This is a genomic window from Burkholderia sp. AU15512 (assembly GCF_002223325.1).
In the GTDB taxonomy this organism is placed as follows: domain Bacteria; phylum Pseudomonadota; class Gammaproteobacteria; order Burkholderiales; family Burkholderiaceae; genus Burkholderia.
The window spans coordinates 2,014,415-2,031,385 of the sequence record NZ_NKEX01000003.1; the positions used below are offsets into that span (position 1 = coordinate 2,014,415).

Annotated in this window: 12 protein-coding genes and 1 pseudogene; 4 read left to right on the plus strand and 9 right to left on the minus strand. The window is 65.0% G+C overall.

Features of this window, described 5'->3' with window-relative positions:
• Positions 1–72: 72 nt before the first annotated feature.
• From CFB43_RS11995 to CFB43_RS12010, 4 genes are all read right to left on the minus strand, one after another.
• Positions 73–555, minus strand: a complete 483-nt coding sequence (locus CFB43_RS11995; RefSeq protein ID WP_089495159.1) for a low molecular weight protein-tyrosine-phosphatase — start codon at positions 553–555, stop codon at positions 73–75.
• 101 nt (positions 556–656) lie between these two features.
• Positions 657–884 (minus strand): hypothetical protein, encoded by a 228-nt coding sequence (locus CFB43_RS12000; protein ID WP_089495160.1) that lies wholly within the window; start codon positions 882–884, stop codon positions 657–659.
• 129 nt (positions 885–1,013) lie between these two features.
• Positions 1,014–2,426 carry a lactate utilization protein B gene (locus CFB43_RS12005; protein ID WP_089495161.1) on the minus strand — a complete coding sequence of 471 codons (1,413 nt, stop codon included), beginning with the start codon at positions 2,424–2,426 and terminating at the stop codon, positions 1,014–1,016.
• Positions 2,427–2,460: 34 nt separating this feature from the next.
• Positions 2,461–3,183: a (Fe-S)-binding protein gene (locus CFB43_RS12010; RefSeq protein WP_069248359.1), complete on the minus strand. Its 723-nt coding sequence runs from the start codon at positions 3,181–3,183 to the stop codon at positions 2,461–2,463.
• A 182-nt stretch (positions 3,184–3,365) separates the two neighbouring features.
• Here CFB43_RS12010 and CFB43_RS12015 point away from each other — a divergent pair, with 182 nt between their 5' ends.
• On the plus strand, positions 3,366–4,175 hold the full coding sequence (locus CFB43_RS12015) for an IclR family transcriptional regulator (protein WP_034183553.1): 810 nt from the start codon (positions 3,366–3,368) through the stop codon (positions 4,173–4,175).
• Positions 4,176–4,267: 92 nt separating this feature from the next.
• Here the strand turns inward: CFB43_RS12015 and pbpG are convergent, their stop codons facing one another.
• Positions 4,268–5,434, minus strand: a complete 1,167-nt coding sequence (gene pbpG / locus CFB43_RS12020) for a D-alanyl-D-alanine endopeptidase (protein ID WP_089440510.1) — start codon at positions 5,432–5,434, stop codon at positions 4,268–4,270.
• A gap of 653 nt (positions 5,435–6,087) precedes the next feature.
• Between pbpG and CFB43_RS12025 the strand changes: the two genes are divergently transcribed.
• Complete coding sequence (locus CFB43_RS12025; protein WP_039364780.1) at positions 6,088–6,654, plus strand: phasin family protein; 567 nt, start codon at positions 6,088–6,090, stop codon at positions 6,652–6,654.
• A gap of 202 nt (positions 6,655–6,856) precedes the next feature.
• Here the strand turns inward: CFB43_RS12025 and lpdA are convergent, their stop codons facing one another.
• The 4 genes and pseudogenes from lpdA to CFB43_RS39130 all read right to left on the minus strand — a co-directional run.
• Positions 6,857–8,623 (minus strand): dihydrolipoyl dehydrogenase, encoded by a 1,767-nt coding sequence (gene lpdA / locus CFB43_RS12030; protein WP_089495162.1) that lies wholly within the window; start codon positions 8,621–8,623, stop codon positions 6,857–6,859.
• A 278-nt stretch (positions 8,624–8,901) separates the two neighbouring features.
• On the minus strand, positions 8,902–10,551 hold the full coding sequence (gene aceF / locus CFB43_RS12035) for a dihydrolipoyllysine-residue acetyltransferase (protein ID WP_089495163.1): 1,650 nt from the start codon (positions 10,549–10,551) through the stop codon (positions 8,902–8,904).
• Between the two features lie 68 nt (positions 10,552–10,619).
• Positions 10,620–13,316 carry a pyruvate dehydrogenase (acetyl-transferring), homodimeric type gene (aceE, locus tag CFB43_RS12040; RefSeq protein ID WP_089495164.1) on the minus strand — a complete coding sequence of 899 codons (2,697 nt, stop codon included), beginning with the start codon at positions 13,314–13,316 and terminating at the stop codon, positions 10,620–10,622.
• Between the two features lie 136 nt (positions 13,317–13,452).
• Positions 13,453–13,670 (minus strand): annotated as a pseudogene (locus CFB43_RS39130) (hypothetical protein); the annotation flags it as partial.
• On the opposite strand from CFB43_RS39130, the gene fixL reads away from it, so the two are divergent.
• Both fixL and fixJ read left to right on the plus strand, forming a co-directional pair.
• Positions 13,590–16,106 carry an oxygen sensor histidine kinase FixL gene (gene fixL, locus CFB43_RS12050; protein WP_046546066.1) on the plus strand — a complete coding sequence of 839 codons (2,517 nt, stop codon included), beginning with the start codon at positions 13,590–13,592 and terminating at the stop codon, positions 16,104–16,106. The pseudogene CFB43_RS39130 and the gene fixL overlap by 81 nt on opposite strands.
• Complete coding sequence (gene fixJ / locus CFB43_RS12055) at positions 16,103–16,741, plus strand: oxygen response regulator transcription factor FixJ (RefSeq protein ID WP_006493245.1); 639 nt, start codon at positions 16,103–16,105, stop codon at positions 16,739–16,741. Before fixL ends, fixJ begins: the two co-directional genes overlap by 4 nt.
• Positions 16,742–16,971 lie beyond the last annotated feature (230 nt).

Consider the following 16,971-nt stretch of genomic DNA (forward strand, 5'->3'; position numbering starts at 1 on the left):
AAATATTTGACGTTTTTAGTCAAGTATCCATGTCTTTGAAAGGGTATTCGCAGATCGCTGAAAACCGCGCGATCAGCGCTCCGTACGGGCCCTGAGCGCCTCCAGCAGGCCCGCGCACGCGCGCTCGACCTGATCGAGCACCTGCTCGAAGCCCTGCGTACCGCCGAAATAGGGGTCGGCTACCTCGGTCTCGGCCGAATCCGGCGCGAATTCCATCAGCAGGCGCACCTTGTCGCGATGCTGCGGCGGGCAGCGGCGGCGCAGCTCCGCGAGATTCGCCTCGTCCATCGCGAGCAACAGGTCGAAGCGCTCGAAATCCGCCGCGCTCACCTGTCGTGCACGCAGCGCCGACAGGTCGTAGCCGCGGCCGCGAGCGGCCGCCTGGGCACGCGTATCGGGCGGCTCGCCGACATGCCAGTCGCCGGTGCCGGCCGAATCGATCTCGATCCGGTCCGCCAGCGCGGCCGCGTCGACCTGATGACGCATCACGCCTTCCGCGGTGGGCGAACGGCAGATGTTGCCGAGACAGACGAAACAGATCGAAACGCGGGTCATCACACTATCGGAAAGCCGCGGCGGGCCGCGTGGGAGAACAGCCCGCCATTATACAAAGGCGGCCGAAATCGCGCCGCCGCGCAAAGCGACGGCGCCATGCCTTACAGCGCCTTCGGCACGGCGAGCACGACGTCGCCGGACGCCGCCGGCAGCGGCTTCGCCGTATCGTCGACTAGCCCGAACGACACCGCACGCGCCAGCTCGGCGGATGCCTGGTGAACGGCAAGCGGGCCACGCGACGGCGCCTCTGCCATCGCATGCAGATAGGCAGCCGCGGCCAGCGGAACGACGATTGCCAGCGGCCAGTACATCGATATTGTCTTTTTCATGATGCGGACCTCCTTGACCTCGCACCCCGAAACCCAATTCCGGGGACTACAGACAGAATTCTATAGACCGCATCTATCGAGATAAATATGCAAATAGCGAACGCACTGTTGTCGCCGAATGAACAGTCGTCAGCCGAGGTGGCTTTGCGACGCCGCGTACAGCTCGCGAAACGTGCGTCCGGTCGGCGTCGGCATGTCGCGCGTATCCATCCAGCCGCCCATCATCGGCAGGCGCCGCAGCGTGCCGCCGCTGCCGCCCAGCCGCTCGAGGATGCGCACGGCGAGCTTGGTCGTGAGCGCGTACAGCATCGGCCGGCGCGCGAAGAAACCCCATGCGGCGAGCGCCGCCCGCTCGCGCCACGGCCGCAGGTGTCGCTCGACCTGCTTCTCGCGCAGCGTGCGCAACAGGTGCGACAACGGAATCCCGGCCGGGCACACGCTGTCGCATTCCCCGCAAAGTGTTGCGGCCTGCGGCAGATCGAGTGAGCGGTCGAGCCCGACGTAGCTCGGCGTCAGTACGGACCCCATCGGCCCCGGGTACACCCAGCCGTACGCGTGGCCGCCGACCTTCTGGTACACCGGGCAATGGTTCATGCATGCGCCGCAACGGATGCAGCGCAGCATCTCCTGGAATTCGCCGCCGATCAGCCCCGTGCGGCCGCCGTCGACCAGCACCACGTAGTTGTGCTCGGGGCCGTCCTCGTCGCCCGGCCCGCGCGGCCCGGTCAGCAGCGAGAAATAGTTCGACGTCTTCTGCCCGGTCGCGGAGCGCGGCAGCAGGCGCATCGCGGTCCCGAGATCCTCGAGCGTCGGCAGCACCTTTTCGATGCCCGTCACCGCCACATGCACGCGCGGCATCACGGTGCACATCCCCTCGTTCCCTTCGTTCGTCACGATCGCGACCGAACCGGTCTCGGCGATCACGAAGTTGCCGCCCGTCACGCCCATGTCGGCCGACATGAAATGCGGGCGCAGCACCTCGCGCGCCTCGCGCGTCATGTCCGGAATCTCGGTGAGCCGCTCGCGATGATGTGTGCGCGCAAACAGGTCGGCGATCTCGTCCTTGTCCTTGTGCACGACGGGCGCAATGATGTGGCTCGGCGGCTCGTTGTCGTTGATCTGCAGGATGTACTCACCGAGATCCGTCTCGATCGACTGCACGCCCATTTCCGCGAGCACCGCGTTCAGGCGCATTTCCTCCGACACCATCGACTTGGTCTTGATGACCTTCTTCACGTCGTGACGGCGCGCGATGTCGGCCACGAGCCGCGCGGCATCCTCGGTCGTTTCGGCGAACAGCACCGTCGTGCCGCGCCGCGTCGCCTCGCGCTCGAACGCCTCGAGCCACACGTCGAGGTTCTCCAGCGCGCGGTTGCGGCGGGCTTTCAGCGCGGCGCGCGTGGCCGGGAAGTCGATCGCGGTCATCGCATCGGCGCGCGCGGACACGAACTTCGTCGACAGCTTCTTCAGGTTCTGCTGCAGGCGCTGGTCGGCCAGCTTCTGGCCGGCGCGCGCCTTGAAATGCATCGATTGGACTTGCATCGCGGTATCGGGGAAAAGTGAGCGGAACCGGGCGTCAGACGTCGCCCGCCAGCACCTGCGCGACGTGCAGCACGCGCGTGTCGCGGTCGCCGGTGCGGCGCAACCGCCCTTCGATGTTCAGCATGCAGCCGAGATCGCCAAGCACGACGGCGCCCGTGCCGGACGCGCGCACGTTCGCGCATTTCTCGTCCGCGATGGCGGCCGAAATGTCGCCGTACTTGACCGCGAACGTGCCGCCGAAGCCGCAGCAGTGCTCGCAGTCCTTCATTTCGGTGACGGCGATGCCGCGCTGCGCGAGCAGCGCGCGCGGCTGCGCCTTCACGCCCAGCTCGCGCAGGCCCGAGCACGAATCGTGGTAGGTGACGGGCCCCGTGAATTCGCCCGGCGCGAGCGACACCTTCGCGACGTTCGCCAGGAAATCGGTCAGTTCGTAGACTTTCTGCTGGAACCGCGTGTAGCGCCCCATCAGTTCGGGGTCGTCGCGAAACAGGTCGCCGTAGTGCGCGCGAATCATCCCGCCGCACGAACCTGACGGCGCGACGACGTAATCGAACTGCTCGAACTCGCGCAGCGTCTTTTCCGCGAGATCGCGCGCGAGCGCACGGTCGCCCGAGTTGTAGGCCGGCTGGCCGCAGCAAGTCTGCGCGGGCGGCACGATCACCTCGTAGCCGGCGTCGCGAATCAGCTTGAGCGCCGAAAAACCGATTTCGGGGCGCATCAGATCGACCAGGCAGGTCACGAACAAACCGACTCGCATACGTGCTCCTTCGAGAAAACGGCTCTCATTATCCGCCGTTTGGCCAGCAAGACCAACGCCGGCGCTCATGCAAGCCCGCACGGCGCGAAACGAGGACTTCCTCGAACGGCGTTCGCTTTTTTCACAATACGAGATACAATCGTCCCAACACCGCTTGACGCGTCAACCGATTCCCCCCCGACATGAGCCAACCCACCCCGGATTCAAAAACGTCGATCCAGGTGATCGAACGCATGATGCGGTTGCTGGACGCGCTCGCCGCGCACAGTGACCCTGTCAGCCTGAAGGAGCTTGCGCAGCGGACGGAGCTGCACCCGTCGACCGCGCACCGCATCCTCAACGACATGGTGACCTGCCGTCTCGTCGACCGCTCCGATCCCGGCACGTACCGCCTCGGCATGCGGCTGCTGGAGCTCGGCAACCTCGTGAAGGCGCGCCTGTCGGTGCGCGACGCGGCGCTGATGCCGATGCGCGAACTGCACCGCCTCACCGGGCAGACCGTGAACCTGTCGGTACGCCAGGGCGACGAGATCGTCTACATCGAGCGTGCGTATTCGGAGCGCTCGGGGATGCAGGTCGTTCGTGCGATCGGTGGCCGCGCGCCGCTGCACCTCACGTCGGTCGGCAAGCTGTTCCTCGCGGCCGACGAAACGTCACGCGTGCGCGCCTATGCGACGCGTACGGGGCTGTCCGGCCATACGCAGAACAGCATCACCGACATCGCGAAGCTCGAGCGCGAGCTGACGATCGTGCGCCAGCAATCGTGCGCGCGCGACAACGAGGAACTGGAGCTCGGCGTGCGCTGTATCGCGGCCGGCATCTACGACGATTCGGGCAAGCTCGTCGCGGGCCTGTCGCTGTCGGCGCCGGCCGATCGCCTCCAGGATGCGTGGCTCGGCCAGTTGAGCCGCACGGCCCTCACCATTTCGGAATCGCTCGGCTACCGGCCGGCGCCCGCGAAGGATGCGGACGGGCTGCAGCGGCAGGCATAAGCCGCTCCCGCTCGCCCAATGAAAAAGCCCCGCGATTGCGGGGCTTTTTTTCAGCCATCGGCGCGGCGGCGAACCGCCACGCCATCGTGCGATCAGGTCCCGCCGCTCGGCGTGTTGGCCGCCGTCAGGCGCTCGCCGCCGCCCGCATCGAGCCAGTTGCGCAGGCGCGCCGCATCGGCAAAGCGCGAATATTTGCCGAACGAATCGAGCAACACCATCACCATCGGCTTGCCGTGGATCGTCGCCTGCATCACGAGGCACTCGCCCGCTTCGTTGATGAAACCCGTCTTCTGCAGACCGATGTCCCACGAGCCATTGCCGCGGATCAGCGCGTTCGTGCTGTTGTAGACCAGGTTGCGCTTGCCCGTGTACACCTCGTAGGTGCGATCGGTCGAGAACTGACGAATCATCGGGTACTGGTACGCCGCATTGACCATCTTCACGAGGTCGCGTGCGCTCGACACGTTCGAGCTCGACAGACCCGTCGAATTCTCGAAGTGCGTGTCAGTCATGCCAAGCGACTTCGCCTTCGCGTTCATCGCGGCGATGAACGCCGGACGACCACCCGGGTAGTAACGCGACAGCGCGGCGGCCGCGCGGTTTTCCGACGCCATCAGCGCGATGTGCAGCATGTCTTCACGCGACAGCACCGAACCGACCGACAGGCGCGAGCCCGTGCCCTTCTCGTAGTCGCGGTCTTCGTCGGTGACTTCGAGCTGGTCGGTCATCGGCGTCTTCGAATCGAGCACGACCATCGCCGTCATCAGCTTCGAGATCGACGCGATCGGCACGACGGCGTGCGAATTCTTGTCGAACAGCGGCTCGCCCGAATTCTGGTCGACGACGTACGCGACGCTCGAACGCAGCGCGAGCGCGTCCGGCGTGTCGTGCAGGCCGAACGCCTGGCCGACGGTCGGCCGGCGCGGCTGGAACGCGACCTTGCGGACTGCGCCGTGATGGCCGCCATGCACGTTCGACGCGAGCGTCACGCGCTTGCGCGACGCCTTCGCGCGCGGCGCGTCGGCGGCCGCGACCTTCGCGGATTTGTCGGAACTGGCCTTGGCCGACTTCTTCTTCGCGGACGAAGCAGGAGCGACAGCCTTTTTCTTGGCGGCTTGTTGGGTCTTCGCAGTGGCGGCAAAGGCGTCAGCCGGCGCGACGGACGCAGTGGTCGCCAGCAAGGCGACTGCGACCGACACAGCCGTGCCGAGCGTCATGCTCTGCAACAATCTGCGCGGTGAAAACGATTCGGCTTTCATTGGGGTCTGGACAAAGCGGGCGGGAGGTTTCCGCAAGTGTAGTTAAAGCTGAAAAAAAGAGCAATATTAGGCACTTACCGATCGTCGTTAAACCGGAATGTAAGGGTCGGCCAACCTCTGACCAATGAACCCTCCCGCTCCCATCGAAAAAATCGATGGGGTGCGCTGCCCGACAGTACCCGTCTCCCGATTACACACGGTTAATTGAGATAACGTCACTTCAGAGGCAATTTAAAGCGGGGAAACTACGTATCCGGCGCTCGGGGTGCCAGGGGCGCCGGTCTCGGCCGTGGCGGCGGCACGTCGCCACGGGACACGTATCGAAACGGCGCGTTTTCGACAGGAACAGAAGGATAACGTTCCACAGGCCTGTCAGGTTTACCTGTGCATGATCATGGTGCGCCGCGCCTGCCCCTCAGCCGTGCGCACCATCTGGGATCGCGGCATGAAACCGATTCCGAACAGGCACGATAACTCGTTGTTTTATCGATAATTTGTCGCGATTGTGCAACGCACAAAAAATACTTGACATTGGTTTTCTCTGCCCTAAAATAAGCCTCATTGCTGCGTTGCACAAAGCACGCGCATCCGAGGTTCCCCAGCGTAGTGCCCTTTACCCTGCGATCGACGCGATCGCTTTTCAGGAGCTTGACATGTCCTTGCTGACCCCCGAGCAAATCGCCGCCGCCCAGAAAGCCAACCTCGAAAGCCTGTTCGGTCTGACGACCAAGGCGTTCGAAGGCGTCGAAAAGCTGATCGAACTCAACCTGCAGGTCGTGAAGTCGACGCTGGCCGAAGGCCAGGAAAACGCACAGCGTCTGCTGTCGGTGAAGGACGCACAGGAACTGATCGCGCTGCAAGCCAGCCTGTCGCAGCCGGTCGCGGAAAAGGTGCTGTCGTACGGCCGTCACCTGTATGAAATCGCATCGTCGACGCAAGCCGAGTTCGCGAAGGTTGCCGAAGCGCAATTCGAAGAGCAGAACAAGAAGGTCCAGGCACTCGTCGACAACGTCGCGAAGAACGCCCCGGCCGGTTCGGAAACGGCTGTCGCTGCACTGAAGTCGGCACTGAACGCTGCGAACACCACGTACGAAACGGTTCAGAAGGCCACGAAGCAAGCCGTCGAAATCGCTGAAACGAACTTCAACGCTGCTGCTGCCGTCGCAACGAAGGCTGCTACCGCCGCTGCTGCACGTCGTACGAGCAAGCCGGCCGCGTAAGCGTCCCCTGCTCCTGAAAGAGCCGCGCCCAGCGCGGCTTTTTCGTTTCTGGCGCCGGAACATGCTGGAACCGGCGCGTTGCCGACCATGCTCGAACGGTCGTTTGAGCATCGGCCGCCAACAAAAGAAAACGCCGCCGCCCGGATCACCCGGGAGGCGGCGTTTTTTCACGGCCGGCACACTGCCGGCCGAGCCGGCCGCGTTACTTCTTGCGTTGCGGCGGCAGGTCGGTACAGACGCCTTCGTACAGCTCGGCGGCCATGCCGACCGATTCGCCGAGCGTCGGGTGCGGATGGATCGTCTTGCCGATGTCTTCCGCGTCCGCGCCCATCTCGACGGCGAGGCACACTTCGCTGATCAGGTCGCCCGCGTTCAGGCCGACGATGGCACCTCCGATCACGCGATGGGTTTCCTCGTCGAAGATCAGCTTCGTGAAGCCTTCGTCACGGCCGTTCGCGATCGCGCGGCCCGATGCGGCCCACGGGAACACGGCCTTGCCGTACTTGATGCCTTCGGCCTTGCACTGGTCTTCCGTCTTGCCGGCCCACGCCACTTCCGGATCGGTGTACGCCACCGACGGGATCTGCAGTGCGTCGAAGTACGCCTTTTCGCCGTGCGCGGCTTCCGCTGCGACGTGGCCTTCATGCACGGCCTTGTGCGCGAGCATCGGCTGGCCGACGATGTCGCCGATCGCGAAGATGTGAGGGACGTTCGTGCGCATCTGCTTGTCGACGTCGATGAAGCCGCGATCCGTGACCGCGACACCCGCCTTGTCGGCGCCGATCTTCTTGCCGTTCGGGCTGCGGCCCACCGCGACGAGCACGAGGTCGTAGCGCTGCGCTTCCGCCGGGGCCTTCTCGCCCTCGAACTTCACGTAGATGCCGTCTTCCTTCGCTTCCGCGCCGACCGTCTTGGTCTTCAGCATCACGTTGCCGAAGCGCTTCGCGTTGTACTTTTCCCAGACCTTCACCAGATCTCGGTCCGCGCCCATCATCAGGCCGTCCATCATTTCGACGACGTCGATCTCGGCGCCGAGCGTCGAGTACACCGTAGCCATTTCGAGGCCGATGATGCCGCCGCCGATCACGAGCATGCGCTTCGGCAGCTGGCGCAGTTCGAGTGCGCCGGTCGAATCGACGACGCGCGGGTCTTCCGGCATGAACGGCAGCTTCACGGCCTGCGAGCCCGCGGCGATGATGGCCTGCTTGAACTTGACGACCTTCTTGCCGTTTTCGCCCTGCACTTCCATGTGGAACGGATCGACGAAAGCGCCGACGCCCGTGACCACTTCGACCTTGCGTGCCTTCGCCATGCCGGCGAGGCCCGTCGTCAGCTTCTTGACGACGCCGCCCTTGAAGTCGCGCAGCTTGTCGAGATCGACTTCCGGCTTGCCGAACGTGATGCCGTGCGACGCGAGCGCCGCGGCCTCCTCGACGACCAGCGACGTATGCAGCAGCGCCTTCGACGGGATGCAGCCCACGTTCAGGCACACGCCGCCGAGCGTCGAGTAGCGTTCGACGAGCACCGTCTTCATGCCGAGGTCGGCGGCGCGGAACGCGGCCGAGTAGCCGCCGGGGCCGGCGCCGAGCACGAGCATGTCGCATTCGATGTCGGCGGCACCCGCGTAGCTGCCGGCTTGCGGCGCGGGTGCCGGCGCGGCTGCGGCCGGTGCGGGTGCAGCCGCTGCGGGCTTCGCCGGTTCCGGTGCTTTCGCGGGTGCGACTGCGCCTGCCGAGGCTTCGACGATGGCGATGACGGTGCCTTGCGAGACTTTCTCGCCGGCCTTGACCTTGATTTCCTTGACGGTGCCGGCGACGTCGCTGGGCACTTCCATGGAGGCTTTATCGGATTCGAGCGTGATGAGCGTCTGCTCTTTTTCGATCACGTCGCCGGGTTTGACATTGACTTCGATGACATCGACGCCGCTGAAATCGCCGATATCCGGAACCTTGACTTCGATGAGACTCATTACTGTCCCCTTCTTGATTAGCTGCAGACAGAGGGGGGAGAAACCCGCAAAAGAACCCGAGACTACGGCCGGACAAGAAAACGCGAACCTGGGCAAGACCACCTTTGCCGTCCGCCCAAGGACGCGCCTTTCTTTTGGTTACTTTTCTTTGGAAGACAAAGAAAAGTGACCGCCGCCCCGCGCAGGGGCGACGCTAATAGACCGTTAGCAAAACAGGTTCAACGACAGAGCGTGGATAACCAACAAAAAACCCACGCCCCCGCGAGCCCCCCCGCTCATCAAAGAATGATGCGACGGAAATCGGCGAGCAACGCGCCGAGATACGCATTGAACCGCGCGGCTTCGGCGCCATCGATCACGCGATGGTCATACGACAGCGACAGCGGCAGCGTGAGCCGCGGCACGAACTGCTTGCCGTCCCACACCGGCTTCATCTGCCCGCGCGACAACCCGAGGATCGCCACTTCCGGCGCGTTGATGATCGGCGTGAAGTTCGTGCCGCCGATCCCGCCGAGCGACGAGATCGAGAAGCAACCGCCCTGCATCTGGTCCGGCTTCAGCTTGCCGTCGCGTGCGGCCTTCGACAGCTCGGCCATTTCCTTCGCGATGTCGACGAGCCCCTTCTTGTCCGCATCGCGGATCACCGGCACGACGAGACCGTTCGGCGTGTCCGCGGCGAAACCGATGTGGTAGTACTGCTTGAACACCAGGTTGTCGCCGTCGAGGCTCGCGTTGAACGTCGGGAATTTCTTCAGCGCGGCGACGACCGCCTTGATCACGAACGCGAGCATCGTGAACTTCACGCCCGCCTTCTCGTGCTCCTTGTTCAGCTGCACGCGCAGTGCTTCGAGCTCGGTGATGTCCGCTTCGTCGTTGTTCGTGACGTGCGGGATCATCACCCAGTTGCGATGCAGGTTCGCGCCCGAGATCTTCTTGATGCGCGACAGCGGCTTCGCTTCGAACGGGCCGAACTTCGAGAAGTCGACCTTCGGCCACGGCAGCAGGTTCAGCTCGCCGCCGCCTGCCGGCGCGGCTGCCGCGGCCGGTGCTGCGCGCTGGCCGGTCATCACGCCCTTCACGAAGCCCGTGACGTCTTCCTTCGTAATGCGGCCCTTCGGACCCGAACCCTGCACGCGTGCGACTTCGACGCCGAGCTCACGTGCGAACTTGCGCACCGACGGCGATGCGTGGCTGGCGCGGTATTCGCCCGACGGTGCAGCAGCCGGCGCCGGAGCGGCAGCAGCCGGGGCCGGGGCGGCCTTCGCGGGTGCGGCGGCAGATGCCGGCGCCGGAGCGGCAGCGGCCGGAGCCGGTGCGCTCGCCTGCGGTGCGGCAGCAGCGGCACCTGCGGCTTCGAGCAGCACGATCAGCGTGCCTTCCGACACCGAATCGCCCACCTTCACCTTGATCTCTTTCACGACGCCGGCGGCCGGGCTCGGCACGTCCATCGTCGCCTTGTCCGACTCGAGCGTGACGAGCGACTGCTCCTTCTCGACCGTGTCGCCGACCTTCACGCCGATCTCGATCACCGGCACATCCTTGTAGTCGCCGATGTCGGGGACCTTCACTTCGAGCGTGCCGCCGGCTGCTGCCGGTGCGGCCGCCGGTGCTGCAGCAGCCGGTGCCGGTGCTGCCGCCGGAGCCGGAGCAGCAGCGGGCGCGGCCGCGCCGTTCGCCTGCGCCGCGGCGGCGCCTTCGAGCAGGATGATCAGCGAGCCTTCCGACACGGAATCGCCCACCTTGACCTTGATTTCCTTCACGACACCGCCGACCGGGCTCGGCACGTCCATCGTCGCCTTGTCCGACTCGAGCGTGACGAGCGACTGCTCCGGCTCGACGGTATCGCCGACCTTCACGCCGATCTCGATCACCGGCACGTCCTTGTAATCGCCGATATCCGGCACCTTCACTTCGATCGCTTGACTCATCTGTTTCTGTCTCCATGGCCGCGCGCGCCCCTCGCGGGAGCGGCGCGCGGCATCACACGGCGTGTGCGTTAAACGGTCATCGGGTTGGGCTTCGACGGATCGAGGTTGTACTTGGCGATCGCATCCGCGACCACCTTGCGTTCGATCGTGCCCTCGTCGGCCAGCGCGTTGAGCGCGGCGACGGTGACCCAGTGACGGTCGACTTCGAAGAAGTGACGCAGCTTCTCGCGGGTATCCGAGCGGCCGAAGCCGTCCGTGCCCAGCACGACGAAACGCCGATCGATCTGGCCGCGGATCTGGTCGACCAGCGCACGGACGTAGTCGGTCGATGCGATGACCGGGCCCTGCGTGTCCTTCAGGCACTTCTGCACGTGCGACAGACGACGCTCTTCGGTCGGATGGAGCAGGTTCCAGCGTTCGACCTGATGGCCTTCACGCGCGAGCTCGGTGAAGCTCGGCACGCTCCACAGATCGGCGGCGACGCCCCAGTCGTTCTTCAGCAGGTCGGCGGCAGCGATCACTTCGTTGAAGATCGTGCCCGCGCCGAGCAGCTGGACGCGCGGCGCCTTCGCGTCGGCGTCGGCCTTCTTGAACGCGTACATGCCCTTGATGATGTCGGCCGCCACGTGCTCGCCCTGCGGAATCGCCGGGTGCTCGTAGTTCTCGTTCATCACCGTGATGTAGTAGTACACGTCTTCCTGGTCCGCCACCATGCGGCGCAGGCCGTCCTGGACGATCACGGCGAGCTCATAGCCGAAGGTCGGGTCGTAGCTCACGCAGTTCGGCACCGATGCCGCCCACAGGAGCGAGTGGCCGTCTTCGTGCTGCAGGCCTTCGCCGTTCAGCGTCGTGCGGCCCGCGGTGCCGCCCAGCAGGAAGCCGCGCGAACGCATGTCGCCCGCGGCCCATGCCAGGTCGCCGATCCGCTGGAAGCCGAACATCGAGTAGAAGATGTAGAACGGCACCATGATCTCGCCGTGCGTCGAGTACGACGTCGCCGCCGCGATCCAGTCGCACATGCCGCCCGCTTCGTTGATGCCTTCCTGCAGGATCTGGCCGGTTTCCGATTCCTTGTAGAACATCAGCTGGTCGGAATCTTCCGGCACGTACTTCTGGCCCTGCTGGTTCCAGATGCCGATCTGGCGGAACAGGCCTTCCATGCCGAACGTACGCGATTCGTCCGGGACGATCGGCACGACGCGCTTGCCGAGCGCCTTGTCCTTCAGCAGGATGTTCAGGATCCGCACGAACGCCATCGTCGTCGAGATCTCGCGGCCTTCGCCCGTGCCCTTCAGCAGCGGCTCGAACGCGTCGAGCGCCGGCACCGGCAGCGACGTCGCCTTCTCGCGGCGATGCGGCAGGTAGCCGCCGAGGTCCATGCGCTGCTTGCGCATGTATTCGAGTTCCTTCGAGCCTTCCTCGAACTTCAGGTACGGCACGTCGGCGATCTGCTCGTCGGTGATCGGCAGGCGGAACTGGTCACGGAACTTCTTCAGTTGCTCGACCGGCAGCTTCTTCTGCTGGTGCGTGATGTTCATTGCCTGGCCCGACTCGCCCATCCCGTAGCCCTTGATGGTCTTCGCGAGGATGACGGTCGGCGCGCCCTTCGTGTGCGTGGCTTCGTGGAAAGCCGCGTAGATCTTGTGCGGATCGTGGCCGCCGCGGTTCAGCGCCCAGATGTCGTCGTCCGACCAGTCGGCGACGAGCGCCTTCAGTTCAGGCGTGTTGAAGAAGTGCTCGCGCACGAACGCGCCGGATTCCGACTTGTACGTCTGGTACTCGCCGTCGACGACTTCCATCATGCGGCGCATCAGCGCGCCGGACTTGTCGCGTGCGAACAGCGCATCCCAGCGGCTGCCCCAGATGACCTTGATCACGTTCCAGCCGGCACCGCGGAATTCCGATTCGAGTTCCTGGATGATCTTGCCGTTGCCGCGCACCGGGCCGTCGAGACGCTGCAGGTTGCAGTTGATCACGAACACGAGGTTGTCGAGCTTCTCGCGGCTCGCCATCCCGATCGCGCCGAGCGATTCCGGTTCGTCCGTCTCGCCGTCGCCGAGGAATGCCCACACCTTGCGGCCTTCCGTCTTCGTGATGCCGCGCGCTTCCAGGTACTTCATGAAGCGGGCCTGGTAGATCGCCATGATCGGGCCGAGGCCCATCGACACGGTCGGGAACTGCCAGAAGTCCGGCATCAGCCACGGGTGCGGGTACGACGAAATGCCGTTGCCGTCGACTTCCTGGCGGAAGTTGTCGAGCTGCTCCTCCTTCAGGCGGCCGAGCAGGAACGCGCGCGAGTAGACGCCCGGCGACGAGTGGCCCTGCACGAACACGAGATCGCCGCCGTGCTGCTCGGACGCTGCGTGCCAGAAGTGGTTGTAGCCGACGTCATAGAGCGTCGCGGCCGATGCGAACGATGCGATGTGGCCGCCGACGTTCGTGTCCTTGCCTGCGCGCAGCACCATCGCCAGCGCGTTCCAGCGCGTGTACGAACGGATGCGGTGCTCGATGTCCTGGTCACCCGGGATCTTCGCCTGGGCGGCGACCGGGATCGTGTTGATGTACGGGGTATTCGCGGAAAACGGCAGGTGTTCGCCGTGCATGCGGGCGAATTCGATCTGCTTTTCGATCAGGTAGTGCGCGCGGCCAGTGCCCACGGAGGAGATTACGCCGTCGAGCGACTCGAGCCATTCGACGGTTTCCTGCGGGTCGTCGTCATGTTCGGCGGCGACATATTTCATCACTTCGTTCGGTACAGCGGACATTCTCGTCTCCTGGGTCCTGGAATGTGAGGATCGCTCTCATGCAGACGACGCGACGCGACCGGCTGCGGGCAAGCTCCGACGGATTGTAATGAGCGTGCGCGGGCCTGCGCAACAAAATTTTCGAATTGTGAGATCTTTTCTCGTAATGCGAAATATTGCTGCGCTGCACCCATATTTCGGGGCTCTCGGGCGCGCCGCGGCTGAACAAATCCGTTTCCGTTCAACATATCCGGTATAGGTTTTCCATGTATTGCGCTGCGCTACAATCCTGCCATGTTGACCGATCGGCTTTTCGCACGCTCGGCGCGACCGTCGGGCCCGCCGGCGGAGTCGCAGCCGTCCCGTTGGCACCACGGACCGTGGTGGTCCAATTCCTATTTGCTGACGCCCCTGCTGTCGATCCTGGTGTTCCTGGTGGTGATGAGCCTCATCCTCTGGAGCCTCAACCGCCGCGAACAGCAGCAGCAGGAAGACACCCTCTTCCGTAACGTCGCGTGGGCGCAGCAGCAGATCCGCCTGTCGATGACGGGCGCGCAGGAACAACTCCAGGCACTGTCGCGCGATCTCGCCTCCGGCCGCCTCGACCAGAACGCGTTCCAGATGGCGGTCGCGGACGTGATGCAAACGCATCCGGAAATCCTCTATCTGAACTGGTACACGTCGCCCGGCGTGCAGCGCTGGCCGACCGTGCATCCGCCGCTGCTCGGCCAGCGGCTCGCGAAGCCCGGCGACGCGCAGATGCAGGACGCCGTGCGCGGCGCGTACGACGAGGCGCGCAGCACGCGCCGCCAGGCCTATTCGCCGCTGATCTACGACGACTTCGGCAACGGCTTCATCACGCTGCAGACCCCCGTGATGCGCGGCGACCGCGAGTACCTCGGCTCGATCGCCGCGGTGTTCTCGGTCGAAGGCATCCTGAAGCACGACATCCCGCAGGAGTTGTCGTCGAAGTACAAGATCTCGATCACCGACGCGAACAACCGCGAGCTGTCGTCCACGTCGACGCGCCCGCGCCTGCCGCGCGACTCGCACTACGACCTGCCGCTCGATCCGCCCGGCCAGGGGCTGACCGTGCGCGTGTACGCATTCCCGCAGCTCACGAACCTGACCAACAACACGCTCGTGTGGCTCGTCGCAGGCCTGTCGTGCTTCGTGCTGTGGAGCCTCTGGAGCCTGTGGAAGCACACGCGCCAGCGCTTCGAGGCGCAGCAGGCGCTGTACGCGGAAGCGTTCTTCCGCCGCGCGATGGAAAACTCGGTGCTGATCGGCATGCGCGTGCTCGACATGCACGGCCGCATCACGCACGTGAACCCCGCGTTCTGCCGGATGACCGGCTGGGACGAAACCGACCTCGTCGGCAAGGTCGCGCCGTTCCCGTACTGGCCGCGCGACGCGTACCCGGAAATGCAGCGCCAGCTCGACATGACGCTGCGCGGCAAGGCACCGAGCTCGGGCTTCGAGCTGCGCGTGCGGCGCAAGAACGGCACGCTGTTCCACGCGCGCCTGTACGTGTCGCCGCTGATCGACAGCTCGGGCCGCCAGACCGGCTGGATGTCGTCGATGACCGACATCACCGAGCCGAAGCGTGCGCGCGAGGAACTCGCGGCCGCGCACGAGCGGTTCACGACGGTGCTCGAAAGCCTCGACGCCGCGGTGTCGGTGCTGGCCGCCGACGAGGCCGAGCTGCTGTTCGCGAACCGCTACTACCGCCACCTGTTCGGCATTCGCCCGGACGGCCATCTCGAGCTGTCGGGCGGCGGCTTCGACCGCGCGCAGGCCTCATCCGACTCGATCGACATGGTCGACGCGTTCGCGGGCCTGCCGGCCGCCGCGCTGACGAGCAGCACGGCGGACGCGCAGGAGGTGTACGTCGAGAGCATCCAGAAGTGGTTCGAGGTGCGCCGCCAGTACATCCAGTGGGTGGACGGCCACCTCGCGCAGATGCAGATCGCGACCGACATCACGACCCGCAAGAAAGCGCAGGAACTCGCGCACCAGCAGGAAGAGAAGCTGCAGTTCACGAGCCGATTGATGACGATGGGTGAAATGGCGTCGTCGATTGCTCACGAATTGAACCAGCCGCTCGCCGCGATCAACAACTACTGCTCGGGCACGCTCGCGCTCGTGAAGAGCGGCCGCGGCACGCCGGAGACGCTGCAGCCCGCGCTGGAAAAGACCGCGCAGCAGGCACTGCGCGCGGGGATGATCGTCAAGCGGATCCGCGAATTCGTGAAGCGCAGCGAGCCGAAGCGCCAGCCGGCGCGGGTCGCGGACATCGTCGCCGACGCGGTCGGGCTCGCCGAAATCGAGGCCAGGAAGCGCAGGATCCGGATCGTCACGGAAATCCTCGCAAGAATGCCTATTATTTATGTCGACCCCGTGCTGATCGAGCAGGTGCTCGTGAACCTGATGAAGAACGCGGCCGAAGCCATGGCCGACGTGAAGCCGGCGTCGGTGGACGGCGTGATCCGCGTCGTCGCCGACATCGAGGCGGGCTTCGTCGACATCCGCGTGATCGACCAGGGCCCGGGCGTCGACGAAGCGACCGCCGAGCGCCTGTTCGAACCGTTTTACAGCACCAAGTCCGATGGCATGGGCATGGGGCTGAATATCTGCCGTTCGATCATCGAATCGCATCGGGGGCGTCTGTGGGTGGTCAACAACGTCGAGCCGGATGGCCGCATTTCCGGCGCAACGTTCCACTGCAGCCTGCCCATTGGGGAACCCGCTGATCTCGGCCAAGGGGGGCGCGAGGCATCGGCATCACATACCGTTACGGGAGAACTATGAATAGCCCTGTCACCACCACTCAGGAAACCGTCTTTGTCGTTGACGACGACGAGGCCGTACGGGACTCGCTGCGCTGGCTGCTGGAGGCGAACGGCTATCGCGTGCAATGCTTCTCGAGCGCCGAGCAGTTCCTCGATGCCTACCAGCCTGCGCAGCAGGCCGGCCAGATCGCGTGCCTGATCCTCGACGTCCGGATGTCGGGCATGAGCGGCCTCGAACTGCAGGAGCGCCTGATTGCCGACAATGCCGCGCTGCCGATCATCTTCGTCACGGGTCACGGCGACGTGCCGATGGCCGTCTCGACGATGAAAAAGGGTGCGATGGACTTTATCGAGAAACCGTTCGACGAAGCCGAGCTGCGCAAGCTCGTCGAGCGGATGCTCGACAAGGCCCGAAGCGAAAGCAAGAGCGTCCAGGAACAGCGTGCCGCGAGCGAACGCCTGTCGAAGCTGACCGCGCGCGAGCAGCAGGTGCTCGAGCGGATCATCGCGGGCCGCCTGAACAAGCAGATCGCCGACGATCTCGGCATCAGCATCAAGACGGTCGAGGCGCACCGCGCGAACATCATGGAAAAGCTCAACGTCAACACGGTGGCCGACCTGCTGCGCCTCGCGCTGTCGAAGAAGCAGGCCTGAGCGCGCGCCGGCCGCGGCGGCGCTGCCCGCCCGGCCCGCAGCCAGCCCTGGCCGCCCCGCGCGATGCGGCCCACTCGCGCGGCGGCGGCCTTTCTCCCGGCGCGCGAGCGCCGCGGCCATGACGCTTCCTGCTTATTCGCTGTCGGACGGCGGCAGGCGGTTGGTATAATCGCGTGCTTTGCTGCGACGCTTCGGGCGCCGCACGATCGCATTCCAACTTCCCGGCAGGA

What these genes read in the sequence shown, in the direction of transcription:
- CFB43_RS12010 (WP_069248359.1), bottom strand. Translation starts at nt 3,183, where the DNA reads ATGCGAGTCGGTTTGTTCGTGACCTGCCTGGTCGATCTGATGCGCCCC.
- CFB43_RS12015 (WP_034183553.1), top strand. Translation starts at nt 3,366, where the DNA reads ATGAGCCAACCCACCCCGGATTCAAAAACGTCGATCCAGGTGATCGAA.
- pbpG (WP_089440510.1), bottom strand. Translation starts at nt 5,434, where the DNA reads ATGAAAGCCGAATCGTTTTCACCGCGCAGATTGTTGCAGAGCATGACG.
- CFB43_RS11995 (WP_089495159.1), bottom strand. Translation starts at nt 555, where the DNA reads ATGACCCGCGTTTCGATCTGTTTCGTCTGTCTCGGCAACATCTGCCGT.
- aceF (WP_089495163.1), bottom strand. Translation starts at nt 10,551, where the DNA reads ATGAGTCAAGCGATCGAAGTGAAGGTGCCGGATATCGGCGATTACAAG.
- CFB43_RS12005 (WP_089495161.1), bottom strand. Translation starts at nt 2,426, where the DNA reads ATGCAAGTCCAATCGATGCATTTCAAGGCGCGCGCCGGCCAGAAGCTG.
- fixJ (WP_006493245.1), top strand. Translation starts at nt 16,103, where the DNA reads ATGAATAGCCCTGTCACCACCACTCAGGAAACCGTCTTTGTCGTTGAC.
- lpdA (WP_089495162.1), bottom strand. Translation starts at nt 8,623, where the DNA reads ATGAGTCTCATCGAAGTCAAGGTTCCGGATATCGGCGATTTCAGCGGC.
- CFB43_RS12000 (WP_089495160.1), bottom strand. Translation starts at nt 884, where the DNA reads ATGAAAAAGACAATATCGATGTACTGGCCGCTGGCAATCGTCGTTCCG.
- fixL (WP_046546066.1), top strand. Translation starts at nt 13,590, where the DNA reads ATGTTGACCGATCGGCTTTTCGCACGCTCGGCGCGACCGTCGGGCCCG.
- aceE (WP_089495164.1), bottom strand. Translation starts at nt 13,316, where the DNA reads ATGTCCGCTGTACCGAACGAAGTGATGAAATATGTCGCCGCCGAACAT.
- CFB43_RS12025 (WP_039364780.1), top strand. Translation starts at nt 6,088, where the DNA reads ATGTCCTTGCTGACCCCCGAGCAAATCGCCGCCGCCCAGAAAGCCAAC.